The 26419-nt window shown below is 57.4% G+C and carries 22 protein-coding genes and 1 rRNA gene; 15 read left to right on the top strand and 8 right to left on the bottom strand.

The window, feature by feature from the left end:
- Positions 1–134: 134 nt before the first annotated feature.
- The 4 genes from AU11_RS15975 to AU11_RS15960 all read right to left on the bottom strand — a co-directional run bounded on the left by AU11_RS15975 (position 135) and on the right by AU11_RS15960 (position 6012).
- On the bottom strand, positions 135–3290 hold the full coding sequence (locus tag AU11_RS15975) for an efflux RND transporter permease subunit (protein ID WP_043320654.1): 3156 nt from the start codon (positions 3288–3290) through the stop codon (positions 135–137).
- A gap of 11 nt (positions 3291–3301) precedes the next feature.
- Positions 3302–4219, bottom strand: coding sequence for an efflux RND transporter periplasmic adaptor subunit (locus AU11_RS15970; RefSeq protein WP_197023879.1), 918 nt, complete (start codon positions 4217–4219; stop codon positions 3302–3304).
- A gap of 14 nt (positions 4220–4233) precedes the next feature.
- Positions 4234–5574: a TolC family protein gene (locus AU11_RS15965; protein WP_081848202.1), complete on the bottom strand. Its 1341-nt coding sequence runs from the start codon at positions 5572–5574 to the stop codon at positions 4234–4236.
- 72 nt (positions 5575–5646) lie between these two features.
- Positions 5647–6012, bottom strand: coding sequence for a hypothetical protein (locus AU11_RS15960; protein ID WP_156035403.1), 366 nt, complete (start codon positions 6010–6012; stop codon positions 5647–5649).
- 148 nt (positions 6013–6160) lie between these two features.
- On the opposite strand from AU11_RS15960, the gene AU11_RS15955 reads away from it, so the two are divergent.
- From AU11_RS15955 to AU11_RS15935, 5 genes are all read left to right on the top strand, one after another.
- Positions 6161–6880 (top strand): 4'-phosphopantetheinyl transferase superfamily protein, encoded by a 720-nt coding sequence (locus tag AU11_RS15955; protein ID WP_043320651.1) that lies wholly within the window; start codon positions 6161–6163, stop codon positions 6878–6880.
- A gap of 79 nt (positions 6881–6959) precedes the next feature.
- Positions 6960–7340, top strand: coding sequence for a hypothetical protein (locus tag AU11_RS15950; protein ID WP_043320650.1), 381 nt, complete (start codon positions 6960–6962; stop codon positions 7338–7340).
- Positions 7341–7460: 120 nt separating this feature from the next.
- Complete coding sequence (locus AU11_RS15945; protein ID WP_043320649.1) at positions 7461–7979, top strand: DUF411 domain-containing protein; 519 nt, start codon at positions 7461–7463, stop codon at positions 7977–7979.
- Between the two features lie 8 nt (positions 7980–7987).
- The gene (locus AU11_RS15940; protein WP_051687376.1) at positions 7988–9853 is read left to right on the top strand and encodes a copper resistance system multicopper oxidase; all 1866 of its coding nucleotides are present in this window, start codon (positions 7988–7990) and stop codon (positions 9851–9853) included.
- An 11-nt stretch (positions 9854–9864) separates the two neighbouring features.
- Positions 9865–10683, top strand: a complete 819-nt coding sequence (locus AU11_RS15935) for a copper resistance protein B (protein ID WP_043320648.1) — start codon at positions 9865–9867, stop codon at positions 10681–10683.
- Here AU11_RS15935 and AU11_RS15930 read toward each other — a convergent pair.
- Complete coding sequence (locus AU11_RS15930) at positions 10651–11721, bottom strand: MBL fold metallo-hydrolase (protein ID WP_197023878.1); 1071 nt, start codon at positions 11719–11721, stop codon at positions 10651–10653. The two genes, AU11_RS15935 and AU11_RS15930, sit on opposite strands and share 33 nt — an antisense overlap.
- 166 nt (positions 11722–11887) lie before the next feature.
- Here AU11_RS15930 and AU11_RS15925 point away from each other — a divergent pair, with 166 nt between their 5' ends.
- A complete protein-coding gene (locus AU11_RS15925; RefSeq protein WP_043320647.1) occupies positions 11888–12499 on the top strand; it encodes a TetR/AcrR family transcriptional regulator in 612 nt (203 codons plus the stop codon).
- A 9-nt stretch (positions 12500–12508) separates the two neighbouring features.
- Here AU11_RS15925 and AU11_RS15920 read toward each other — a convergent pair whose 3' ends face one another.
- A complete protein-coding gene (locus tag AU11_RS15920) occupies positions 12509–12877 on the bottom strand; it encodes a cupredoxin domain-containing protein (protein WP_043320646.1) in 369 nt (122 codons plus the stop codon).
- A complete protein-coding gene (locus AU11_RS15915; RefSeq protein WP_156035401.1) occupies positions 12877–15144 on the bottom strand; it encodes a heavy metal translocating P-type ATPase in 2268 nt (755 codons plus the stop codon). The genes AU11_RS15920 and AU11_RS15915 overlap by 1 nt, the downstream gene beginning before the upstream one ends.
- A gap of 161 nt (positions 15145–15305) precedes the next feature.
- On the opposite strand from AU11_RS15915, the gene AU11_RS15910 reads away from it, so the two are divergent.
- The 9 genes from AU11_RS15910 (at position 15306) to AU11_RS15870 (ending at position 25941) form a co-directional block, all read left to right on the top strand.
- Positions 15306–16541 carry an MFS transporter gene (locus AU11_RS15910; RefSeq protein ID WP_051687374.1) on the top strand — a complete coding sequence of 412 codons (1236 nt, stop codon included), beginning with the start codon at positions 15306–15308 and terminating at the stop codon, positions 16539–16541.
- Positions 16538–17200 carry a metalloregulator ArsR/SmtB family transcription factor gene (locus AU11_RS15905; RefSeq protein ID WP_051687373.1) on the top strand — a complete coding sequence of 221 codons (663 nt, stop codon included), beginning with the start codon at positions 16538–16540 and terminating at the stop codon, positions 17198–17200. Before AU11_RS15910 ends, AU11_RS15905 begins: the two co-directional genes overlap by 4 nt.
- A 133-nt stretch (positions 17201–17333) precedes the next feature.
- Positions 17334–18644 carry a DnaT-like ssDNA-binding domain-containing protein gene (locus tag AU11_RS15900; protein ID WP_043320645.1) on the top strand — a complete coding sequence of 437 codons (1311 nt, stop codon included), beginning with the start codon at positions 17334–17336 and terminating at the stop codon, positions 18642–18644.
- A complete protein-coding gene (locus AU11_RS15895) occupies positions 18556–19209 on the top strand; it encodes a replication protein P (protein ID WP_231492068.1) in 654 nt (217 codons plus the stop codon). Before AU11_RS15900 ends, AU11_RS15895 begins: the two co-directional genes overlap by 89 nt.
- Positions 19210–19308: 99 nt before the next feature.
- Positions 19309–20025: an outer membrane beta-barrel protein gene (locus AU11_RS15890; RefSeq protein ID WP_043320644.1), complete on the top strand. Its 717-nt coding sequence runs from the start codon at positions 19309–19311 to the stop codon at positions 20023–20025.
- 474 nt (positions 20026–20499) lie between these two features.
- Complete coding sequence (locus AU11_RS15885; RefSeq protein ID WP_231492066.1) at positions 20500–21255, top strand: DUF6689 family protein; 756 nt, start codon at positions 20500–20502, stop codon at positions 21253–21255.
- On the top strand, positions 21203–22138 hold the full coding sequence (locus tag AU11_RS15880) for an FHA domain-containing protein (RefSeq protein WP_081848200.1): 936 nt from the start codon (positions 21203–21205) through the stop codon (positions 22136–22138). Before AU11_RS15885 ends, AU11_RS15880 begins: the two co-directional genes overlap by 53 nt.
- Positions 22139–22154: 16 nt before the next feature.
- The gene (locus AU11_RS15875; protein ID WP_156035397.1) at positions 22155–25241 is read left to right on the top strand and encodes a serine/threonine-protein kinase; all 3087 of its coding nucleotides are present in this window, start codon (positions 22155–22157) and stop codon (positions 25239–25241) included.
- Entirely contained in the window at positions 25234–25941 is a 708-nt protein-coding gene (locus tag AU11_RS15870; protein ID WP_043320640.1) for a sensor histidine kinase, read from the top strand. The genes AU11_RS15875 and AU11_RS15870 overlap by 8 nt, the downstream gene beginning before the upstream one ends.
- Positions 25942–26095: 154 nt before the next feature.
- Here the strand turns inward: AU11_RS15870 and rrf are convergent.
- Positions 26096–26211: ribosomal RNA gene (gene rrf, locus AU11_RS15865) — 5S ribosomal RNA — on the bottom strand.
- Between the last annotated feature and the right edge of the window lie 208 nt (positions 26212–26419).

The following is a 26419-nucleotide window of genomic DNA, read 5'->3' as shown; positions in this document are numbered from 1 at the left end:
TTCACACCCGATATCGACACCTTCTCGAAAACTTTAGGGCTTCGTAAGCGAGGCTACCTCGCAGTATCCGGTAGCACTGCGGCACGAAGCTAAGCCTTGGCCCTCAGACAAGGGGCCCCAGAAAGTCGACAATTCTACCCCTCCACTGCCGCAGGGGAAAATTTACGGGATCTCTCATGCACCCATCGGTACAACACAGGCAGTACAACCAGGGTGAGCAGTGTGGAGGAAATAATTCCTCCAATCACCACTGTCGCCAGCGGACGCTGTACCTCCGCACCGGTTCCGGTATTGAGCGCCATCGGCACAAAACCCAGGCTCGCCACCAGCGCCGTCATCAACACCGGGCGCAGCCGCAGCATGGCACCATCCACTATGGAGGTGTACAGCTCACCACTCTCTCGCCAGCGCTCACGAATAAACGACAGCATTACCAGGCCGTTCAACACCGCCACGCCTGAGAGCGCGATAAAGCCGACCCCGGCAGAAATCGATAGCGGCATATCCCGCAGCCACAACGCCAGCACACCACCGGTGAGTGCCAGGGGTACCCCGGTAAAAATAATCAGTGCATCGCGCAGAGAGCTGAACGCCACCATCAACAACAGCAGGATCATCAACAGTGTTACCGGCACCACAATGGAAAGCCGATCGGCGGCGGATTGCAGTTGCTCGAAGGTGCCACCGTAATCAAGCCAATAGCCCGCGGGTATTTCCACCTCCGATTCAACCCGTTCCTGCACGGCCTGCACAAATGATCCCAGGTCGCGCCCGCGCACGTTGGCGGTAACCACCAGCCGCCGCTTGCCGTTTTCCCGGCTCACCTGTGCCGGTGATTCTGTCCATTTCAAGTCGGCAACTTCTTCCAACGGCACAAATCCACCTTGGGCAAGCGGAACAGGCAGAGAAGAAAGCTCGCCGATATTCTGCCGAATGTCCTCCGGCAACCGCACCATCAATTCGAAGCGACGATCACCAGAGTACATCAACCCCGCGCTGGTGCCTCCGATGGCTGTCGCCACGTAGTCCTGTAGAGTTTGCACGCCCATTCCATACTGGGCGAGCGACATGCGTCGCGGGGTAATCGACAGCACCGGCAGCCCCTCCACCTGCTCCAGACGGGCATCAGCCGCACCCTCGACCTGCTGCACCTGCGCAAGAATCTCTCCGGCGGAACGACGCAACTGCGCGAGATTATCTCCGTAGAGTTTCACCGCCAGATCTGCGCGCACCCCGGAAATCAGTTCATTGAAACGCATTTCGATCGGCTGGGTGAATTCGTAGTTATTTCCCGGAACCGCCTCAATCGCGGCCTTCAAGCGCTCGATCAACTCCTCGCGGGGTAGCTTCGGGTCGGGCCATTCCGATTGCGGTTTCAGGGTAATGAACGTATCCGCCACATTGGGTGGCATCGGATCTGTGGCGACTTCCGGGGTACCAATACGGGAAAATACCCGCGCGACTTCTGGCACATTACCCAGCGACACATCCAGCTCTTTCTGCATTTTCACCGCCTGTTCCAGACCCGTACCGGGGATGCGCAGAGCGTGGGTGGCAATGTCGCCTTCGTTCAGTTGCGGTACAAACTCGGAACCCAGGGTGGTGGCAAGCCAGCCACAGAACACTACCAGTAGCAGCGCTACAGAAACTACCAGCCAGCGCAGTTGCAAGGCGACTGTCAGTATCGGCTTGTACAGGGCTGTCAGACTGCGCACCACGACATTTTCCCGCTCACGAATGTTCCCACGCAGGAAAACCGCCACCGCCGCCGGCACCAGGGTAAAACAGAACACCATGGCCGCGAGTAGCGCCATCACCACCGTGGCCGCCATCGGGTGGAACATCTTGCCCTCCACGCCGGTGAGCGAAAACAGGGGTATATACACCAGAGTAATAATCAGCACTCCCAACACACTGGGCCGGATAACTTCATTGGTGGCGGTATACACTATGTCCAGACGCTGCCTGAGCGGAAGCTCCGAATCGCGGCCGTGACTGGCCTGCGCCAGACGCCGGGTAGCGTTTTCCACGATGATTACCGCACCGTCGACTATCAACCCGAAATCCAACGCACCGAGGCTCATCAGATTTGCGGAGATACCGGCACTCAGCATTCCGGTGAGTGTGGCGAGCATCGCCAGAGGGATCACCGCGGCAGTGATCAATGCGGCACGGAGATTTCCCAACATCAGAAATAACACCGCGATCACCAGAAGTGCACCTTCCAGAAGATTTTTCTGAACGGTATTGATGGCGCGGTCTACCAGACGCGTGCGGTCGTAGACGGCCTCGACCTTCACACCCTCAGGTAGCGAGTGCTGTACTTTCTGCAGCGCTTCCCCGAGATCGGCCGCTACGGTGCGCGAATTTTCGCCCAGCAACATCATCACCGTTCCCAGTACGGTTTCGCGACCGTTTTCCGTGGCAGCGCCAGTTCTCAATTCCCGGCCAATCGCAACGCTACCAATATCGGCAACGGTGATCGGAGCCAGGAATTCATCGCGCTCGCGACCTCCGGCCGATTTCACGACGACACTTTCAATATCGGTAATCGACTTCAATTGGCCAGGGGAGCGCACCAGTAACTGATTTCCTCCAACTTCTACAAAACCGGCCCCGCGGTTCTGGTTACTGCGCTGCAGTGCCGCAATCACATCCGCCATAGTGACGCCAAACGTCAGCAACTTTTGCGGATCCGGTGTGACATGAAATTGTTTGCGGAACCCGCCGATGGCATTTACCTCGGTCACTCCTGGCACCAGCGCCAGCTGCGGTTTGATGATCCAGTCCTGGATTTCCCGCAATGCGGTACTGTCGTAGGGCGCTCCATCCGGCTGTCGTGCATCCTCCGCCGCGCTGACCGTGTACAGAAAAATTTCCCCGAGGCCGGTAGCGATAGGGCCCATGGTGGGTTCCAGCCCTGCGGGCAGCTGGCTGCGAATGGAGGTGAGGCGGTTGGCGATCAGGTTGCGAGCAAAGTAGATGTCGGTGCCTTCGCGAAACACCGCGGTGACCTGGGACAGGCCGTAGCGTGATAGGCTGCGGGTATATTCAAGTTGTGGCAGCCCCGCCAGTGCGGTTTCCACCGGATAGGTGACCCGTTGCTCCGATTCAAGAGGTGAATAACCCGGCGCTTCGGTAAGGATCTGCACCTGGACATTGGTAATGTCCGGCACCGCGTCGATAGGCAGTCGCTGATAACTCCACAATCCCAGGGCAACGATAATCAGACTGCTGAAAAGCACCAGCACGCGGCGCTCGATGGCAAAGCGCAATATGGATTCAATCATGCGAAATTCCCTCAATGCGCGTGGCCGGCGGCCGACTTTTTCAATTCGGCCTTGATCAGATAGCTATTTTCCGCCACGTAGCGCTCACCCGCCTGGATGCCGCCCAGCACTTCACTGAATTCGCTTCCGCGCAACCCAAGGCGCACCGGGCGCGCTTCAAAGTGGTTAGGTCTGGTTTCGACAAAAATTACTGGTTCACCTTCCAGAGTCTGCAATGCGCGATTGTCGATAGCGATCGCTACAGGTTTTTCATCGACGGTTACTCGGCCGCGGACGAAAATCCCTGACGACCAACTGCCATTATGGTTATCCAGCGGTACCCGCACACGCCGAAAAGGCGCACCGTTTGCAGCGGGCACCAAATTTCCAATCGCACCCCGGTACGACTGCTCACCGGCAATGATTTCTACCGGTTGCCCACGTTGCACACGGCCAAGGCGTTCGGGAAATACCTGCAGGTCGGCCCACAGTTTGCTGTAATCCGCGACCGTAAACAGCACCTGTTCACTGACAAACTCCCCGGGACCCGCGTGCTTTTCAATCACGACTCCGTCAAAGGGGGCGCGCAGTGTGTACTCCTGCAGACTTTCATTGGAATTGATGGATGCGAGTAGCTGGCCTTTCTTGACCGGGTCGCCAATGCTGACGGCTATTCTGGAGACCAGACCGGGATAGCGCGCGCGAATATGGCTGATCGCGGTGGGCTCCGGTTGCAGTTTTCCGTAGAGAGTAACGGTGGACTCGATTGCCCTGGCTCCAGCCGTAGCAACGGCAACACCGGCGCGGGCAAGTGTGGTGTCGGAAAGCTCTACCACGCTTTCGTCATGATGGCCTTCTTCGTGATGATCTTCATGATGATGGTCATCGCTGGCCCAGCCCGCAGCAGAAAGTGCGAGTAAAAATACGGCAATATTTACTGTCTTGAACATGGTGTTACCTGAAATCATTTTTCATTCACTGTCGCTGGTGCAGCCGAGGACACAGGGTTATTGGCGAGAAGCGGTGCCGCGGTAAGCTGTTCCATTTCAGCCCCCGCCAGCAGCGCTTGCGTGGCACTGTCGATCAGTGCGCTGCGGGCATCGAGTAATTCTTCCCTCGCCGCCACCCAGTCCTGATAGGTGTAGCGACCGGCGCGATACAGGGTCTCGGTTTCCCCCATGGCGCGGGTCAGCGTGGGAATAATCTCCTCGCGCAGGCGTCGCACGGACTGCACCCCCTGGGCGCGATCCGCATAAGCGCGATACAGCTGGGTATGCAACTGCAAACGCGCGGTATCCTCACGCGCGGCGGTACCCTGCAGGGCGGCGCGGGCACTGGCAATTTCCCCCCGGGCGCGACGGCCACTGAACAGCGGCACACTGAGCCCCGCTACCAGGGAGGTACTGTCGGTCTCATTGCTCTGGCGCACCCCCAAACCCCAACTCACATCGGCGTGGGCGGCGCTGCTTGCCAGTCGCAGCTGCGCCTGCTGCACGCGCGCCTCGGAAGCGAAGCGCATCAGCAGGGGATTCTGCTCGGCGCGGGCGAGATAATTCTGGAAATCGTCGGCCTGCGGCATCCGGTACAACTGCCCTCCAGCTACAGAGAAGTCCCCATTGGCCTCCCCCCACATGGCCGCCAGCGCGATCCGCTCCGCCTGCAATTGCTTTTCCAGACGCTGCTGCTGTAGCTGTGCACGGGAAAGCGCCGCCGATGCGCGCAGCTTCTCTGCGGTGGGTGCGGCCCCGGCGCGGACCCGCGCCGTCACCGAAGCCAGAGCGCCCTCCGCCAGTTGCACGGTGTCTTTTGCCAGCGCCACACGTTCGGAGACCGAGAGCACCTGAACGTAGCGCCGGGTCACCTCGCCGAGCAGATCCAGCGCCTGGATTTCACGCTCCAGATTCAACAGCCGCCGCTCACTGGCGACCATCTCTCCGCGGGCATTGCGTTTACCACCCAGCTCGATCACCGAAGACAGGCCGACGGTAATCTCCGTATTTTCGCTGCCGTCGGTGCCGGCGAAATTCTCAAGCTCCATATCCAGGTTGAGCGCGGGGCGCAGATCCGCCGTTTGTGCGCGGCCATCCAGGGACTGCTGGCGGTACTCAAAGACCGCGAGCGAGGGGTGGTGATTCAGCGTTCTGGCGATGGCCTCCGACAGGGTGATCGACGGCCGCGCATCGCGGTTCTGGGCAAAAGCGGTCTGTACGGGGACGCATAACAGTGGAATGCATGCTGCGAATACAAACAGCATACGTGCAGTAGCATACAGACACCGGTAACCGGGTGTCGCAAGAAAAGACATAAAACAATTCCCGAGTGAGGGTTGAAGTTCGGTGCGCGGATGCGCGTCGAATCCGCGGAATTTTCAGTTCACTCAGGCAATGGGAGGTCGGTAGAGGGCGGAGATAATCTCGTGAGGAAAGGTGCTGTCTATAGTAGCGAGCCAGCGTATACCGGGAATGGGCCACTGCGCATAGTGCCCTGCGGGCAGGCACAGGCTGGTGCCGGCATGACAGTGGCAGCAGTGATTGCACTCCTGATCCAGCCCGGCCAGCTCCGCTGCATCACAGGGACTGCCGCTGTCTGAATCACTACAGTCCACCAGCGATTGCGCCACGACCGCGTTTGCAACTGGCTCTGCCAAATCTCCATGGCCCTCATAGCACGCCGTCGCCTGCTGGATCACCAGCAGCGTCAGCAGCAGATAGCCAAACAGGGCATTAATGGAGAGTGTTGGCATGTGGCAAAAACCGTCATAAAAGAGGGGCTTGATCAGAGGCTCCCTAGAGCCGCCAAAACTAACAAATAACACCAGAATACTCAAAGCACTGGCAGCCCTCCCGGTCAGGGATTAGCATGACTTCACAATTTCTGATTTTTTTAGCGCAATGACCTTACCGGCAGTCTGGCTTTTACATATCAATGATATCCCCTCGGGCAGTGACGATGCCCGAGCCCTTGAAACTCTGCTGAGCAACGACGAGCGCACGCGGCGGGAACGCTACAGGAGTGAGGAAGCCCGTTATCGCTTCCTGTTGAGTCGCGCACTGATGCGCCGGGTACTCGGGAGCATCAGTGGGAAGTCGCCAGAGAGCCTGCAGTTTGAGATTGCGGAGTCCGGCAAGCCGCAACTTCTTGATGTGCCCGAACTCCGCTTCAGTCTCAGCCACAGCGGCCAGTGGATTGCGCTCACAGTAAGTTGTGAGGCGGATATCGGTGTGGATATCGAACAACCGGTACGAAAGCGCGACTTCCTGGGTATCGCCAATCACTATTTTCACCCGGACGAACGGTCGCTGCTAACAGCCTCACCACCTGAACTGTTACCCGTGCACTTTTACCGCCTGTGGACGATGAAAGAGGCGTTCTTCAAAGGTCGCGGTACCGGTATCTCGGAAGGGCTCTCCCGCATTAATCTGGCGGGTTTCCATCTGGGGCAGGGTATCCAGTTCGCCGACGACCTCCCGGGCGCTGCCGAGCCCTGGCAGTTTCACTACGCCATGCTGCCGCTGCCGGACGCAAGCCACCTGCACCTGGCGGTCGCAGGCATCGATGGCGGAATTGGCGAGATCACTCAGGAGCGTATCCTGCGCGGCCTTCCCGGCTGAGTCACCAAGGGCGTCGACTTGCACGCGCGGGTATTCCCACCTAAGATTCCCGTCGGATAAATTTCACTCAACCAGCACAATGACCAACGTCTTCCGCACATTCCTGCTGCTCGCACTGCTTGCCCTTGGTGGCGAAGCGCTGGCGCAGCCGTGCCATGAGGGCGAAGAGGTCGAAACGACGGTTGCCGAAGTCAGCCACAGTATTTCCTCCCCCAAGCATCACCAGCCCGCGGAAGTTGCTCACTGCAGCAATGGCGCCTGCGAGGATGCCTCTGCCACGGGCTCGCCACACGACTGTGACCAGGCTTGCAGCTGCTGCCCTGGCCACTGTGCCAGCGCCTTGCCTACCACGGTGGCAGACACCGAATTCCTTATCCGCAATTTATCCTCTACTGCCTACCGGCCGCTGGACTCTTCGCCTGCGCCGGAATCCGATATTCGCCCACCCATACCTGCCTGACACAGGACAGGTGCGCCCACCGCTGGCGCATGCTGCCTCTCTGTTGATTTTCTGACAATCCGATCCCTCGCCGGAAATCCGGCAATCGATCGCATTCCAACTTTTTGAGAGACCAGTACCGTGAAATTTTTTACTGCATTACTGCTGGGCGCTGCCCTGCTCAGTGCCGGCTGCGACCGCGCGCAACAACCCCAGAACGCCGCATCAAACCGGGTAGCCGAAACGACTTCCACTCAACCGGCCATCGCGCTCACCACATACAAATCCGCCACCTGTGGTTGCTGCAAACTGTGGGTGGAGCACGCCAGCGAGCAGGGCTTTGCGGTGGACGCAAAGGATGTGGATGACCTGAACGGCGTGAAGAACCGCTTCAACATCGCCCCGGAATTCCAGTCCTGCCACACCAGCGTTTCCGACAATGACTATGTTTTTGAGGGGCACGTACCGGCCAAATTTATCCGCCAGTTTTTACAGAACCCACCCGCCAATGCCCGCGGTCTGGCGGTCCCGGCGATGCCCCTGGGCAGTCCGGGCATGGAAGTGGGCGACCGCTTTACCCCCTATGACGTGGTGCTGCTGCACAAGGACGGTGGACACAGCGTCTACGCCCGCATCGAAAACGCCGAGCAACAGTTCTGAGTCGCGTAATGAAGAAGTTATTTGATCAGCGCGTTACTACGCTGCCGGTTTCCCGACGGCGCTTTGTCACCGGCATGGCCGCCGGTGCCGCGCTCGCGGGACTGCCCGCGAGCCGGGAGTCCGCGGCACAGACGGTCAACCCTCTACCCGAAGTTTTACGCGGCAATCGCTTTGATCTGCACGTGAACTATCTGCCGGTCAATTTCACCGGCCGTGAGCGCACCGCAGTGGCGGTCAATGGTGGTGTACCGGCGCCGGTGCTGCGCTGGAAGGAAGGGGACACCGTCACCATCAATGTCACCAACCACCTGGCTCACGACACCTCCATCCACTGGCACGGTCTGATCCTGCCGAGCAATATGGACGGCGTACCCGGGCTCAGTTTCAACGGTATTCGTCCCGGGGAAACCTTCACCTACGAGTTTCCGATCACCCAGTCCGGTACCTACTGGTACCACAGCCACTCGGATTTCCAGGAGCAACAGGGTCACTACGGCGCCATTGTGATTGACCCGGCCGAACCGGACCCGGTGACCTATGATCGCGACCACGTGATCCTGCTCACCGACTGGAGCGATGAGTCGCCCCACGACATCTACGCCAAGCTCAAAAAGGAAGGCCACTACTACAACCGCCGCCGTCGCACCGCCGGCGACCTGTGGGAGGAAGTCCGCCAGAAGGGCGTGGCCCAGACCTGGCGCGACCGCAAGATGTGGAACGAGATGCGCATGTCCGACCGCGACATCTCCGACGTCACCGGTTACACCTACACCTACCTGATGAACGGGCAGACGCCGGACGCCAACTTTATGGCGCAGTTCAAACGGGGCGAAAAGGTGCGCCTGCGCTTTATCAATGGCTCCGCCATGTCGATTTTCGATATTCGTATTCCGGGGCTGAAAATGACCGTGGTGGCGAGCGATGGGCAGAACATCGAACCGGTGAGCGTGGACGAATTCCGCATCGGCGTGGCGGAAACCTATGACGTGGTGGTGGAACCCGCCGACGACCGCGCCTACACCCTGTTCGCCCAGACCATTGATCGCAGCGGTTATGCCCGCGGCACGCTGACACCGCACCCAGAATTGCGCGCCGAAGTACCGGCGATGGATTACGCCCCGGTGCTGACCCATCGCGATATGGGCATGGATCATTCCGGCCATGATATGGGCGGTATGAGTGGCATGGACCACAGCGGCCACGACATGGGCAGCATGAACGGCATGGATCACTCTGGCCACGATATGAGCGCCATGGATCACAGCCAGCACATGGGCCAGCACGCCGGCCACCAGATGCCGGGAAAAACCAGCGGCCTCGGCCGTGCCGGCTTCGGCAGCAACGCGCCGGTGCGACACCACGCCAGCGAGTACGGCCCCGGTGTCGATATGCGCGCGGATATGCCGGCGAATGGTCTGCATGACCCGGGCATCGGCCTGCGCGATCACCAGAGCCGCTACGGCCGCCGCGTGCTCACCTACGCGGATATCCGCAACCTCACCCCCACCATCGACCGGCGCGAACCGCAGCGGGAAATCCAGCTGCATCTCACCGGCAATATGGAGCGCTATATGTGGTCCATGGACGGGATCAAGTTCGCCAATGCCGAACCGCTGATACTGAAATACGGCGAGCGTCTGCGGATCACCCTGGTGAACGACACCATGATGACCCACCCCATTCACCTACACGGTATGTGGAGCGAACTGGAAACCGGTGATGCGGAATTTATTCCCCGCAAACACACGGTACTCGTGCAGCCCGGTTCCACCATCAGCTACCTGGTAACGGCAGATGCCTACGGGCGCTGGGCCTACCACTGCCATCTGCTGTATCACATGCCGGGCATGTTCCGCGAAGTGAGGGTGGTTTAACGATGAGGTCAATGAAAAACTTTTTGTTACTGGGCGCGATTGTTCCCGCCTTTACTCTCGCCGAGCAGGGAGTGCATCAGCACGATCACGACCATATGCAACACGGTCAACACGACCACTCGCCGTCACCAGCCATGTCGAACCTGGAACACGCGCCGAACCAGCCGGATCACGTGATGGATCACGAGGTGTTGCTGACCAAGGTCACCATCGACCAGCTGGAGGCACGCGAGCACGATGGCAGCGCGCTGGAGGGCAGCCTTTGGTTTGGCGATGACTTCAATAAACTGTGGCTGAAAACTGAGTTTGAACGGGAAGGAGGAGAGACGGAGAAAGCACTGTCCAGAACGACCAAAAAAGAGCTACAGGCACTGTACAGCCGCGCCATCGCTCCCTACTGGGATCTGCAGTTTGGTGCGCGCCACGACTTCGAGCTGGAAACCGACAGCCGCAACTGGGGCGTTGTTGCCCTGAACGGTCTGGCGCCCTACTTTTTCGAGGTGGACACGTCACTGTTTATCGGTGAAGACGGAGATACCGCGTTTCGCGTTGAAGCCGAGTACGAACTGTTGTTCACCCAGCAATGGATCCTGAGCCCGGAAATCGAAGTGAATTTCTTCGGCCAGAATTCTCCCGAGCACCACACCGGCTCCGGCCTTTCCGATATCGAAGCCGGCCTGCGCCTGCGCTACGAATTTACCCCGCAGTTCGCACCCTATATCGGCGTGAACTACGAAAAGAAATTCGGCAATACCGCAGACTTCGCACGGCAGGACGGGGAGTCAGTCAGTGAAACCCTATGGGTGATCGGGCTGCACGCCTGGTTCTGATCCGTTTTCAGGTGGCATCGGGGACGACTCTGCTGCCATAACTTCCTGCCACCAATAATCCATCACCTGAGGATTTTTGATTGCAACCGGGGCCCCAATCACCGGAGTAATCATCCGCACGCTCTTCTCCCACGCGGCGGCAGCGGCGCGCTCCATCGGCTCGAACCAGTCATGGAGGGCCAGGTCAAAGGTGCTGTTGTGGATGGGAATCATCGCCCTGCCTCGCAGGTCCAGATGGGCCTGCACACTCTGCTCTGGCAGCATATGGATCTTGCTCCACAGATCATTGTAGGCACCGGTTTCGATCAGGGTCAGATCAAAGGGCCCCAGCCGTTCGCCAATTTCCCGAAAACCGTCGAAATAACCGCTATCGCCACTGAAGAAAATATTGCTATCCCGCCCGGCGATCGCCCAGCCGGCCCAGAGGGTTTCATCGCGGTCCCCCAGACTGCGCCCGGAAAAATGCTGTGCCGGGGTGGCGGTAAATTTCAGTGTGCCGACGGTGTGTGACTGCCACCAGTCGAGCTCGACAATTTTGTCTTCAGCAATTCCCCAGCGGCGCAGGTGATCACCCACTTTCAACGGCACCAGGTACTGCCCGACCTTTTCATCCAGCGCCAGAATGCTGCCCTTGTCCAGGTGGTCGTAGTGATCGTGACTGATCACCACCGCCGCGATCTGCGGCAGTGAAGACAGCTCGAACGGTAGCGGGTGAAAACGCTTGGGGCCCGCCCACTGCACCGGCGACGCGCGCTCACTGAACACCGGGTCGGCAAGCACCGTTTCTCCGTCCATACGGATCAATACACTGGAATGCCCCAATCGATAAACCCTGCCCTCAGATTCCGGCTCGGCCAGTTCAGCCGCGGAAATATCGCGCATGGGGAGCGGCGCAGTGGGTGTGGGCGCTTTGCGCTCTGCGCGCAGATACATCTTGGTGATTTCCCACAGGTTGCTCGCCCCGGCGCTGGCGTCCATGCCCGTGTTGTAAAACTTCTGCGGTGCCGAGGAACAGCCTTTGAACAGACTGACAGCCATAACGATTACCCCTGTAATTACCAACCAGCGCGCTTTCATGATGAAACGAGGATTGACCCCAAAAGTAAACTATACAGTGTAGTGTAATATCGAATCACAAAAAGTAAACTGCCTAGTGTAAAATTCCTCTCAAGCCGATTTGAGCGATGTGAGACCAGAGGGTCAGATGACCGAGAAGAAACCCACAAGAAGTGAACTGAAGCGCCAGGCGATTCTACAGGCTGCCAAGCGAGCGTTTCAGGAGCGCGGGGTGCACAATACCAGCATGGATGAACTGGCCGCGCTGGCGGAAGTCTCTAAGCGCACCGTGTACAACCACTTCGCCAGCAAAGAAGCGCTGATCATTACGCTGATGGGCGAACTCTGGCAGCAGGCCACCCAGTGTGCCGGCGGGGTTTATGAGGCCGATACCGATTTAAAGCTGCAACTGTGCAAACTGATTGAGGCTGAAGTAGAGGTAATCTGTAGCCGCGAATATATCGAACTGAACCGGGTGGCCTTCGACCACTTTTTTCACCAGCCGGAAGCGCTGCGTCAGCAGATGGAAAAATTTTCGGCCATTGAGACCGGTATCACCCGCTGGCTCAAAGCGGCCACTGCCGACGGGCGCCTGCAGAACCTGGATATTGAAATCGGCAGCAAGCAGATTCACAGTCTGATCAAGGGCAGCTGTTTCTGGCCGCAACTGATGCAGGTGAGCCCCCTGCTCACACCACAAGAGCGCGCCGCACTGGCGGAGCGCACGGCGGCGTTATTTCTAAGCCACTACACAGCCTGATCCCGCGCCCTACTCCACAACCAGCGTGCCGCGATACATCTGCATCTGGCAGTGAAATGGATACTTTCCCGCGTCCGCCGCGGGGATTTTTACTTCGGTAACTTTATCCACCGCCAGCTGCGCGCTTACTTCAAGGTCGGGAAACAGTACCCACTCGGCGCAGGGCGATGCGTCTTCCCGACGGAAATGAAGCATCGTTTCTTTGCCCGCGGTCACGCGCACCCGCTCTGGTTCGTAAACACCGTCCTTGACCAGAATTTCCAGTTTTTCACTGGCTTCAGTGGCCTGCGATTTTTGCTGCTTGGGCGCCAACCAGAACCACCACAGGGTAAACGCGATTGCGGCGAGCCCCAGTGAATTAATCAGCACGGATTCCATCAGGCATCACCTCCGTTGGATTTTGCCGAGTCGTGAGACGGTTTGAACAACCGCAGCCGATTGGCATTACTCACCACGGTCACCGAGGAAAATGCCATGGCGGCACCGGCAATCACCGGGCTCAACAGTGTGCCGGTGACTGGATAAAGTACACCGGCGGCGATGGGGATCCCCAGGGTGTTGTAAATGAATGCGCCGAACAGGTTCTGCTTGATATTGCGCAGGGTCGCGCGGGATAACTCCACCGCATCGGCAACACCGTGCAGGGACGAGCGCATCAGGGTGACATCCGCGGACTCGATTGCGACATCAGTGCCGGCGCCGATGGCAAAGCCGACATCGGCGCGTGCCAGTGCTGGCGCATCGTTAATTCCATCACCGGCCATTCCCACTTTGGCGCCGCCCTTTTGCAGGTCGGCCACGATCTTTTCTTTGTCCTCCGGCAGCAGGTCCGCGTGCACGTGCTCAATGCCCAGCTGTCTGGCGACCGCCTCTGCCGTTGCCTGGTTGTCACCGGTCAGCATTTCGATGCGCAGGCCGAGTTCCTGCAAACGTTTTACCGCGGCCTGTGCGTCTTTGCGAATGGGATCGGCCACCGCGATCACACCGGCCATGGCCCCATCCACGGCCGCATACATGGCGGTGCGCCCCTGTGCGGCAAGCGTTTCTGCTTTCTCCGGCCACTGTCCGGTTTCAATGCCTTCACGCTGCATCAGTTTGCGATTACCTAACAGAACTTTTTTACCATCGACCTCGCCACTGACGCCGTGGGCGGTAATCGCTTCGAAATTGTTTACCTCACCCAATGGCAGGTTTTTCTCTTTTGCTGCAGCGACAATCGCTTCCGCCAGTGGATGTTCGGAGCGGCTTTCCAGGCTCGCCAGCTGCTGCAGCAACGCGTCCCCGTCACCTTCGCTTTCGATATCCGTCAGCTTCGGTGCGCCTTCGGTAAGGGTGCCGGTCTTATCCACCACTAAAGTGTCGAGATCGGTAGCCTGCTGTAGAGCCTTGCCGTTGCGCACCAGCACGCCGTTTTCCGCCCCTTTGCCCACCCCGACCATCACCGACATGGGTGTGGCTAGGCCCAGCGCGCAAGGGCAGGCAATAATCAGCACCGAGGTCAGCACCACCAGCATATGTGCGATCTTGGGATCGGGCCCCCAGTTGTACCAGACCAGAGCGGCAATCACTGCGATGATCATGACGCTGGGTACAAAGACGGCAGAGATTGTGTCCGCCAGCCGCGCGATGGGCACCCGCGAGCTCTGGGCGTTTTTGACCATCTGGATAATCTGCGAAAGGCGGGTATCCGCACCCACTTTTTCCGCGGTGAATACCAGGCTGCCATTTTTATTCAGGGTGCCCGCACTGAGCCCATCGCCCGCCGCTTTCTTTACCGGCACCGGTTCGCCGGTCAGCATGGATTCATCGACAAGGCTCTCGCCTTCGACCACGCTGCCATCCACCGGAATTTTTTCCCCCGGGCGTACCCGCAGTTTATCGCCGGCCTGCACCTGCTCGATAGGGATATCCACTTCCTCCCCATCGCGGATTACCCGTGCGCTGGTGTCCTGCAGCTCCAATAGTTTTTCCACCGCCGCGCTGGTCTTGCCGCGGGCACGCACCTCCAGTGCCTGGCCGAGATTGATCAGGCCGATGATCATGGCACTGGCCTCGAAATAGACGTGGCGAGCAGATTCAGGCAGGACTTGTGGCAGCAAGACCACCAGCATGGAAAACAGCCAGGCGGTGCCGGTGCCGAGCGCGACCAGTGTATCCATGGTGGCACTGTGATGGCGGAAGGCCCGCCAGGCGCCCGTATAGAAATGGCCGCCGCAGAAAATAAGTATGGCAAGCGTCACCAGCCCTACCGCACCCCACGCGAGTTGCTGGAAGCTGTTGTGCACACTCATTTCGCCGGTCACCAGCCCCCAGATCATCAAGGGAAGACCCACCCCCAGTGCGATACCCGCGCGCCAGAGCAGATGCCGGTAGTGATTCTCCTCATCTTGCCGCTGCTGTTCTCGCAGCTCGCGCGCGCTCGACCGCACAGGTTCGGCACCATACCCGGCAGACTCCACCGCCTGAATACACGCCTGGGGGTCCGCATCCCCCCGAACCACCAGGGTTTTATCCCCTAGATTCACCCGTGCGTCGTCGACCCCGGCCACCCCAGACAGTGCGGACTCGATCTTTTTCACACACCCGGCGCAACTCACGCCCTGGAGCTGAAAGGTCCTGGTTGGCGAAGAAGGAATATCTGACATGGGGTTCCTCATGCTCGTGTACGGCCTCAGATAGGGTAGCGGAATGCGATAGCTGGCACAGCCATTGCGCGGCGCTATGACCACAATAAATAAGCATTTACTTTCTTTATGTGTATCACATGCTAACTTAATATAAAAAGCAAATACTTATTTTAAACCCCATGCCCATCGCCCGCCCCCACACGACTCTGCTCGCGGTAATGCTAGTCACCCTGATCGGCACCGCCGGCATCGCACTGCCCTACCCAGTGCTAGCGCCACTGTTCCTGGAAGGACCGACAAGTGAACTGACAGGGTTTATGGGGCTGCCCCCGAAACTGCTACTGGGTATTTTACTGGCCCTGTTTCCATTGGGGCTGCTACTGGGCAGCAGCGTCGTAGGCGCGCTATCCGATCAATTCGGTCGCCGGCGCACTCTGGTATGTACGTTGCTGCTGGCGGCAGCAGGGTATGGGTTTTCGGCGCTGGCGCTGAGCCGGGAGAACTACTTGCTGTTTGCTGTTGCCCGCTTTGTCACCGGGCTTTGCGAGGGTAATATCGCCATCGCACGAGCCATGGCGGCGGATCTGCACCCCGCCATCGAGCGAACTCGCGCACTATCGCTGGCTATGGCCTGTTCCTACGCGGGGTGGCTGCTCGGGCCACTCGGTGGCGGCTATCTCGCTGCGAGCGGCGCGGATTTTGTGTTCTGGGCTGGAGGCCTGGCGGCGACCACTTGCGCATTGCTCGCACAGCTCTTGATGCCTGCCGATAAGCCCGCTGTATCTTCCGGCGGCAGTCTTATACGGCTGGTACACGCACAGAATTCCCTCACCCTATGGCGGGAGCCCGCAGTGTGCGCCCTGGCGCTGTTTAATCTGCTGTTTACCCTTGGAGTAAATGCTTTTTATGAATTCTATCCATTCTGGCTGGTGGAAAAATTTGGCTTTCAAGCACACCAGATCGCCTGGAACACGGTGATCGTGACCGGCGTCATGATAGCCACCAGCGTGTTGGCAGTGCCGGCAATCAAGCGGCGATTGGGCGCTGAGCCTGCAGTATTCAAGGGAGCTGTAGGGCTCGGTATTTTGCTGCTGTTACTGCCCTGGACAGATGTTGCTGGCGCCTACGCCATGTTCGCTCTCATCGGTGTCGGTATCGCCACGGTGAATGGCATCTTTCCGGCGATTATGTCGGAGCGCTTCGCTGAATTCGGCCAGGGACGGGTAATGGGCCTGCTTACCGCGAACTTCTGTCTGACCAGTACACTGATCGCCCTGCTGGGCAGTGGCGTCGCCCTGCTGGGAAGCCAGTGGACACTTATGCTCGGCGGGCTGCTGTGTATTGCCGGAGCAGTATGGTTTGCCCACCTCGAGCACGCCCCTGCCAAGTGGTCAGAAAAGGTAGAAGCGCAATGAAGGCACGTCACACTCAAGGCGCCCCGGTTGCCACCAGCGACTCCCGTGAACAGATCCTCTATCTGCTGAAAACACACGGTCCGCTCTCAGCCGGTGCCATTGCTGATCACCTCGGCATCACCGCGGTCGGTGCCCGCCAACATTTGCACCAATTGGCGGAACAGGGGTTACTTCAGCGCTTCGACCGCGCGGAAAAAGTCGGGCGCCCAGCGAGTTACTGGGCGCTGACGGAGAAGGCGCAACAGCGCTTTCCCGACCGCCACGGTGACCTTACGGTGAAGCTGATCGAGAGCGTTCGCGAGGTCTTTGGCCCACAGGGCCTGGATACTCTGATTGCCAGGCGGGAACAGGAGTCTCTAGCCGAGTATCTGGATGCACTGAGGAACTGTGCGACCCTGGGGGCACGCGTGCGCAAGCTTGCTCAGTTACGCGACCGGGAAGGATATATGGCCCAGGCGGTGCAGGAGCAGCGCGGGATATGGCTGCTACTGGAAAACCACTGCCCGATCTGCGCCGCAGCTCGGCATTGCCACAATTTCTGCCGCTCGGAACTCGAGATTTTCCGCCAATGCCTGCCCGAGGCGCGGGTAGAACGCTGTGAGTACCTGCTCGACGGGGCACGCCGCTGCGCTTACCGGATATCCGCCCAGCAGACTTAAAAGGACTCATCATTCATGCCGCAGCGTCGCAAGCCGCTCAGACCAGGTAGTCAGTAGCTCCTGCTATTCACACACAACAACTGTGCCAATTCCCCCTCACGATGCCCTCCTCCCGGGTGGTATCATCGCCCCCATGAATCACCCCCTGCTCCCCGAACGTCCCCTCGTTATTTCGCCCTCTCTGGCCGCCACCCTCGGCCTAGAGGAGGCCGTGTTGCTTGCGGCACTGGGTGACCTGTTACCCTTCCTACCGGTAGAACCACATCCCGGCCGCGACTGGTACACCGCGGATGGGGCTCAGCTGCAACAGCTGCTGCCATTCTGGGAGCCCTCGGACATTCAACGGGTCTCAACCAGCTTGCGCAATCAGGGTGCGCTTCTGCTGGGTGCCGCGCCCTACGGCAGCAGTGCGATGCTCAAATTTTCACTGCCCGCTGCACAGTCGGCTAACCGGCCATCATCGGTATCGGCCCCCACACCTCGCGCGGCCAATACCATTTCCCCCAATTGGCAGCCGGACGGTGAGACCATGGCACGCATCGCGCAGCTGGGCGTGCCGGAACATTTTGTGCGGGAGCAACTGCCGGAGTTTGTCACTTACTGGCGTGACCGTGGTGAAAGTCGACATTCTTTCGGCTCCCTGTTTCTCAAGCAGGTCAAGAACAAGTGGGAAGCCTTCCGTGCCACCCAGGGCCGGAAACAGCCGCTGCCTGACCACTGGCGCCCCGGAGAGGAAACCCTGCGCAAACTTTCCGATGAAGGAGTACCCAGTACTTTTGTGCAGCGCTGTCTGCAGCGATTTGTGGAATACCACCGCAACAGCGCCAAGCAGTCAGTTTCATGGGATCTTGAATTCAACGACTGGGTGATCGAAGACTGGGAAAAACAGGACACCCCGTTTATCGAAAAGCGCAAACCGGAACCCATGACCCGAGACTGGCAGCCCAGCGAGAATACCTGGGAGCAGCTGCGCCGATTAGCCATCAACCCCAACTTTGCTGCAGAATTATTGCCCGAGTTTATTTACAAATGGCTGGAACGGGGCGGCCATAGCGCCCGCTGGGGCGAGCAGTTTATCGAGTATGCGCGCACGGAATGGGCTTATTACTGCCAGGGTATTGAGAAAAACCCGGTGGCCAAAGCCATTTCCCGTAACTGGCAACCCTCCAGCGACTGCCTCGGGCACCTACTGAATCAGTGTGAAATTGATCGGGACTTTGCCCTTTCGCTGGTTCCGGAATTCATTCTCTACTGGCGCAGCCAGAATACCGCCCGCAAAAGCTGGGATGCGGTATTTGTGCGCCATGCGCGGCACAAGTGGGCCGAGCGCAACAAGTTCGCGATAGGACAACAACATGGCAAGCCACAAGAATCCGGGCACTCAGGTAACCAACGCACAAGAGACACATCAGTCTGGGACATCGTCACAGACACAAACTGGTAACCCTGAGCTGGAAGCGCGTAAACGCGCGTTAAACGAAGTCTTCGGGCTGCTGAAACTGAGTTACCACAACCAGTTCAATTCCGCCTTTCAGGATGTGCAGACACTGAATCACGCCAAGCGTCTTTGGCTGGAGTCCCTTGCCGGCTTTTCGCCCGAAGAAATGGTTGCCGGAGCCAAGCGCGCCATCAAACAGTCCGAGTACTTGCCAACGGTTCACAAGATGTTGCAGTTTTGCGCCGAGGGTGAAAACGGCCTGCCCGATCCTCGCGCCGCGTACCGCGAAGCCTGTAATGCTCCGAGCCCAAAGGCCAATCATAAGTGGAGCCATCCCGCGGTCTACCACGCAGGCCGTGCCGCCGACTGGTTTTTCTTGGCGAACAACCCGGAGTCTTCCGCCTACCCCGTGTTCGCCAGTCACTATAAAAAGATTTGCGAGCGCCTGATGGCCGGGGAGAGCCTGCCCGCGCCGCAGCAGGTCCGGCTGGAACACCAGACGTCTAAGCCGCTGTCGAAGGCTGAAAATGCCAAGAAGTTGGCGGAATTGCGCGCGCACCTCAAAATATGATGTGATGTATGGGCTGCACCTCAGCTTATAGGGCCGTGCCACGGATTTACGGACCGGCCCGCCAGATACGTTTCATCCGACTCCAGAGCAGGTATCGCCATGGCCAGGCCCCTCCTTCTGCTTGTGGTACCCCTCGCACTGCTCGGCAGCAGCCTTGCCAGTGCCGATTTCTATTCCCATCGCTACGGTGGCCTCGCGCTACAGGCGACAGCTCTTGACGATACCTGTCGTGACACACGTGACTTTGTTGGCCTGCTCAATAGCACCAACCAGGTCGCAGCACTTTCAGACTGCAGTGACACCGGTGAAGGAGCCAAACTCTACGCTGGTTGGCGCTGGAGCCCCCATTTCGCGGTTGAGGCCGATCTCAGGCAGACAGCGACCTCGACATCGAACTTCGTGGTCCATAATCCGCAGTTTACCTACCTAGCGGTCAAAGACCGTATAACCAACCGTATGGGCAACGCCTTTTTGGTCGGCCACCTGCCAGTGGGCCGCTCGGGGTTCAGCGTATTTGGTAAGTTGGGTGGGGGCTTCTGGTTTAACGAGCTGCGCTCGCTTCAGCGCGGTGAAGCAGTGGCCGTGTTCCAGTTTGAAGACGGCTCCGTACAGCCAGTTGCCATTCCAGTGGAAGGTGTGTTTACGGAAACCAGTAGCGGGTTTCACTGGGGGTACGGAGCCGGTGTCAGTTATCAACTGCGGGACCGATGGACCATTCGCGCGGAATGGGAGTTGTTCCCTGAAATCGGCAGTGAGGACCTTCGCGGTGAGTATCAGGTTGAATCCGCATCTGTGGGCTGGAGCATTCATTTTTAACACACCGGTCCTTCGCGCTATTCACAGCCCGCCCTGCTGCTGCGATTCACGAGCCTCACCCCCGCAGATAGCGCTCACCGCGGTGATCGGACAAGTTGATTTCCTAAGAGTTTTTCCAGTTATGCACAACTCGGTTACTCACAGAAACACTGGACAGAGCTGGGGATAAGTTTGGGATATATAACCTGAATGGCGCGGCTATTACGCTACAGGCAGCGCTTAAAATTTCAACGGAAGTGAGTGGCGGATTTTTCTGTGGTGCTTCGACACCAGTCCAATATAGAGCGCTTTCAGTGATGGGAATCAATGTCGCACTATTGACAAAATTCCATGACACACTTCTCAAACCGCCTTTATTTTTATTTGCGGATGTAGTTAGATGTAAAAGTGATCAAAATGAACACAATATTTTCAATAACGATTCCGGGGTAGCACATCATGTCGCGCTTACTTACATATATTCTCGGATGTACCTTGAGCCTGCCATCTCTGGCAGCCATTACCGAAACGGAAATTTCGGATAACAGTGCGCAATTCACCATCTCCGAAGGAAGTAAATCCGTTGAACTCACCCTCAGTTTTGACTCAGTAAAAAATCTGGATGCAACGAGTGCAGGTGTGGACTCCTACACCTTTTCCCTGAGCGACCCGAATGTCGTCGCCAGGTTACCGGAGGGCGTCGAGCCACTTGCGGATTTCCCGGTCATGATTGTTATCGAGCCACCTGCCAGTGAAGAACTTTCATTCCGCGGGGCGGCAGATGTAATGGTTTATACCCGTGATATCCACTTTGACAATAATTATCGAGTGTTCAAATCACACGAGGGTGAGACCTTTCAGGATCTGACCGCTGAGCACAGCGAAGGCTCCTATCGCGCCCGCCTCAGAACGGGAAATTTCTCCGAGTGGATGGTGGTCCGGGACAACAGAGACCCCAAAGACGTAATTGCACTGAAATACCAGAGGCTAAGCGACGCTATCAGCTCCAGTAAACTGGGCTGGCTAACCACAAACCGACTGCTGGACCAGCTGAACCTTTCCCGACTGTTCTGGGAACAGGGCAATACTCTGCTGGCAATCACGACATTGGACGTGGTGATTGGCCTGATCGATAGCCTCGCGGGCTCATTAATCAGCAATGTCTGGCATGCCACCTCGCCGCTGACCAATACCGCTGGTGATTTGCTCGGCGCGAGCGCAACCCTGCGCTTCAGTCTTTCGCAAGGGTAATTCTGTGCCGGCTCAGTTCAGTATTTACTATCCTCGCCGTCCGGTGAAAGAAATTTGCCTGGAGGATAACAGGACTTACAGACTGGGCCGCAGTACAGACAGTGATTTACATATAGATAATCCCTCCGTGTCCAGGAGTCACGCAGAGCTGAAACAGGTGAACAATGTCTGGACGCTCCGTGATCTGGGATCTAAAAATGGCACAAGAATTCACGGTGCGAACGTCAGTTTCGCCAATTTAACCGATGACTGCTGGCTATCAATCGGTGAGATTCAGGCGCGTTTCCAACTCCTGGGAAGACACCAGCTGGATCACCTCGAAGGCCAGGCAGATAAGCGTTGGCAGCACTGTGAGGAAATCGGCAAGCAACTGTCCAACAGCGGTGACCTGGAGCAGATGCTCGCCCGAGTACTGGAAGGTGTCATCCAACTGGCCGGCACCGATCGCGCCTTTATTCTGCTTAAAAGCACCACCGGTAATCTATCGGTCAGTGCAATGCATGGCGTAACACCCGAAGTTTTCCAACGCGCTGATTTTGCCGGGTCGCGCAGTGCGGTGGGCGAAGTGCTCAGCTCCGGCCGCCCGCTGGTAACCTCCGACAGTCTTGACCATCAGTTTCTTTCCAGCCAACCAAGTATCCAGCTCAATGCCATTCGAGCCCTTGCCTGCCTGCCCCTGTCGATGGACGATAGACAACTTGGCGTCCTCTATACGGATAGCCTGTTAATGGGAAAAGGGATTACTGAGCTTGATTTAAGTATTCTCGAGGCCATGGCAGACAATGCATCCATGGCAATTGCGGCAACATTGCTTAAAGCGGATCTTGATCAACTGAACCGGAGCACTGCTGAAACGCATTTCCCCAGTCTTTCAGCCTGGTAATGAGGTTTTTCCACTCGTGGAAACAGATCCTGATACAACAAAAACAATAAGCAATCTTTTCCATCCCCTACAAAGCGGAGAGCGTCTTGCAAATCGCTTTGTCATCCAGCGCCTGATCGGCCGTGGAGGTTACGGCTCGGTATATCTGGCAACGGATGAGCAACTTGGGATTGAAGTGGCTTTAAAACTTCTTGATCGGCAAGCAGGAGTAAGCTTGCGCAGAGAAGTTTTGCTTGCGCGCAAAATCAGCCACCCGAATGTGGTTCGCCTGCACGATATTTTCGAGTCCGAGCATGGTTACTTTTACACCATGGACTATATTCCTGGCGAAAGCCTGGCAACCAAGCTCGACCGTGAAAAGCGACTTAAACCTCAGGTCGTAGTCTCACTCGCACACTGCCTGCTGGACGCGCTGGATCAAGCGCACCAGAACAATGTCGTACACCTCGATCTGAAGCCAGAAAACATTTTGATCAACCCGGAAGGGGAGGCTTTTATCACCGACTTTGGCGTCGCTCGCGCTCTGGGTGAAAAAGCCGATGCCCCGTCCGGCACGCCAGATTATGCATCTCCGGAACAAATTCAGGGAAAAGCCCTCGATGGCCGCAGTGATCTCTACAGCCTCGGGGTAATTCTGTACGAGTCCGCTACCGGATTTCTTCCGTTTGAAGGTGAAGACAGTTGCGCTCGGATGATCGCCCGGTTAAACGTCCGCCCACTGGCACCTTGTGAAAGGTGCAAAGAGGTACCCAGACGACTCAGTCAATTTATCCTCCAACTGCTCAGTAAACGTCCCAGCCGGCGCCCCACAAGCGCCCGTATCGCTCGCTTGCGCATTGCGCAGGCGCCCCGCAATTATCGCTGGGCCTGGGCACTTCCGCTGGTCGTGATTTTGGGGTTGTCACTCTGGAAGTATCAACCTGCACCGTCGGATACAGGTAAACACACTTCGCCCACATTGCTGGTGTTGCCCGCGGAATACACACCACCGGTACCAGCCTGGCTTTCCCGCACGGCGGCGGAACAATTACACAGTCAACTAGCGGTTTCCCCGAATGTGCGGCTGGCAGATCAGCAACCGGTTTTAAACTACATCAACCAGGTCAGCTGGCCAATCCCGCTCTCAACAAGTCAGCAGGAAGAGTTATTACAGGCCTTTGGCGCCATGTGGGTGGTGACATCTGAAATCAGACCTATAGGGGATCAGTGGAGCCTCACCCTCAGCTACGGTCCACCCGGGCAAAAAAAGGCGCACTCCATACATCAGATGATCGAGCCAGAGAATGTGCTCTCCGCGCTCGACCTGGCAGGAAGCAGACTACTTGCGCAATTGGACCAGCGCGCGCCCGAGGCCATCGCCATTCCAGACCAGTTTCGTGCCGAGGTAGTACAGGTACGACGCCACCTCGACATGGGAGAATTTGAACTCGCCGCGAACCGCTCACAGCGTCTAACACAGGCGTGGCCCCACGCTTTGAGCTCGTACCTGCACTTCAGGGCAAACGATGGACTCGGTGATATCCGAGAGGCGAGAAAAGCCATTGATGAAGCTCACAGCTTGCTCGACAACCCGAGTTCAACACTTGCCTTACAAATCCAGTTTGAGCGACAGAGGCTCGCGGGTAACAGTAAAAAAGCGCTTAGCTCTCTGGAAATTCTTAGTGAGCGGTTACCTTTCAACAGTCGTTTAGCACACTTACACTCGGATCTTCTAGCGGACCAAAAGGGTTTGGAAGCGAGCATTGACTATTTACGGAACTGGCTCGCCAACAGTCCCACAGATGCGCGAGGCTGGTACTTACTCGGGCGCCAGCTGATTCAAAGTGGCGCGGCACAAAAGGCAATCGAAGACCCACTTTCCCGTGCACTTGTGCTTTCTCGCAGCCAGCGACAGTTAAAACTTGAGGCCGACACCCTCGCAGCGATTGGCGTTGCCCAGGAACGGCTAGGTGAACTCGGGCACGCCGATAAGTATTATCAGGAGGCGCTGGATAAGAGACGGTCACTTGGGGATAAGATCGGGCAGGCAGGACTGCTGGCAAATATTTCCTACCTCAATGCCATCGCAGGCTCACCGGATAAAGCACAACAGCACCTTGACGACGCACTTTCTTTACTCGCCTTGGAGAATGCGCCAAGACTTCAAGCCAGTATTCACAACGATAAAGGTGTGTTGCTCGAAGAATCCGGCAACTACAGCGCAGCAAAACAGGAATATATGAAGGCGCTGGGGCTGCGCCGTGAACTGGACGATCCGGGCCTGATTGCGGAAAGTCAGGCTAATGTAGGCTATATCGCCATGTTGGCCGGTGACAACGAAAGTGCGAGGGTCTACTTTCAGCAGTCTCTGTTGGGGCACCAGAATATCGGCGATCGTCGAGGCATGCTTTATGTCGGCCAATACCTTGCCAGCCTGGATACCCGGGAAGGCAGCTGGCCTCAGGCTACCAGAGCATGGCTTCAGAGCCGACGTGAAGCGGAAAGAATTGGAGACCAGCAGGCAAAACTTGCAATATCAATTCACCTCGCACAACTAAGTCTATGGCGAGGCCAGCCGGCCAAGGCCGAAGCGGAGCTTGTAAGAGCAAGCTCGTTGGCGTCGGAACTCCAGGATTCCCGAGCCGAACACGAAATCACTTTGCTACGCGCAGAGCTGACTCTGCGCTATGGCGGCGAGCTTAAATTTGATCTGTTAACAGGTAGCGCAACTCCTGACCAACTCGCCCGTCAACAACTTATTAAAGCGGAGTGGCTCCTTGAAAATGGGCGCGCGGCAGAAAGTGAACCGGTCATCAGGGAGCTGCTCAGTCAACCATTACCTGCTTGGGAATCTAGTTGGCGACAGTATCTCGTAAACAGCCTGCAGCTCGAGCGGGATGCCATAGATCCTGCAAACCAGATCTGGCGCTGGGCTCAGGGGCTGGAACCTGAAACGATTCCGGGTGAATCCTGGTTCGCGATCCGGCAGAGTGCGCGAGAGTGTAATTCCGAGTCTTGCTCAGAGCTTCCTCACTGGTTTCTCCGCACAATCGAACAGGAACAGCTCAAAGAGTTTTTAAAACTTCCCTGGATTCCAGAAGCATGGAGATCACTCGATGGATAAGCTTGAAGTAATGGACCGGCTGCAACGCCTGTCCATCGAGCAGGACAAATTAACACGCAAGCTGATTGATGGGGAGCAGCGCTTTCGCGCTTTGGCCCGCAGTGTCTGGTCTGTGCAGGAAGAGGAGCGCAAACGGCTCGCACGCGAGCTTCACGACGGCATCGGGCAGACACTGACGGCTTTAAAACTTCGGCTCGCGACTATGGAAGCCTCTCCCGAAAAAACCGAAGTCCTGGAAATTACCGAAATTGCATTGAGTGAAGCCCGCCAGCTTGCGCGATTGTTACGTCCAGCTGTGCTGGATGACCTGGGTTTGGCCCACGCGCTCGAATGGCTTTGCCAGCTTATTGAGGATCAGACGGAAATCCAGGTAGCACTACGAATTTCCGGATTGGAAAACCGGCTTCCACCAGATATGGAAACCCTGCTTTTCCGACTTGCGCAGGAAGCGTTGACTAATGCGCAGAAGCACAGCAAAGCGAGCATTATCGATATCCGACTCACCTGCACGGACCAGCGTGTCACTCTGTGTATCGCAGACAACGGTGTTGGTTTTGATGTGGATAAAGCCTGTGCCGCAGAGCGAGACGGCTTTGGGCTCCGCAGCATGCGTGATCGGGTGGAGTTATTCAGCGGAGACTTTTCGATCAAAAGTTCCCGCAACAGCGGGACGGATATTTTTGTGAGTCTTGGGCGGTAGCCCTTGCCACTTCTTTCGAGAATTTCGGCTGGCTGTAAGGGTTGGTTTGCGGGGAGTAAATAAACGCACGAAGCTGCCCGTAGGGCTGGGTACAAAAAAGAGTCCAATGAAAAAAGCCCTGACCGCGTTTGCGATCAGGGCTTTTGGAATGAAAGCCTGACGATGACCTACTCTCACATGGGGAATCCCCACACTACCATCGGCGATGTTGCGTTTCACTTCTGAGTTCGGCAAGGGATCAGGTGGTTCCACAACTCTATTGTCGTCAGGCAAACTGGCTTGGGTTGGCCTGGTCTTATGGACTTTATTTCAGTCCTGCGCTGCCTGTTATCGCTGTTTGCCTCGATCAGATTCCTGATCGGCGATAACCCCAAATAAGTCGGTAAAACATTCTGTAGTAATACACCGCAAGTCGATAGTCTCTACGCTTTATACGTTTCGAGCTTTGCGCGTCTCTCGATCGGACACAATCCGTTCG

The sequence above is a fragment of the Microbulbifer sp. HZ11 genome (assembly GCF_000708675.1).
In the GTDB taxonomy this organism is placed as follows: domain Bacteria; phylum Pseudomonadota; class Gammaproteobacteria; order Pseudomonadales; family Cellvibrionaceae; genus Microbulbifer.
This window is presented reverse-complemented; position numbering and strand designations above follow the sequence as displayed.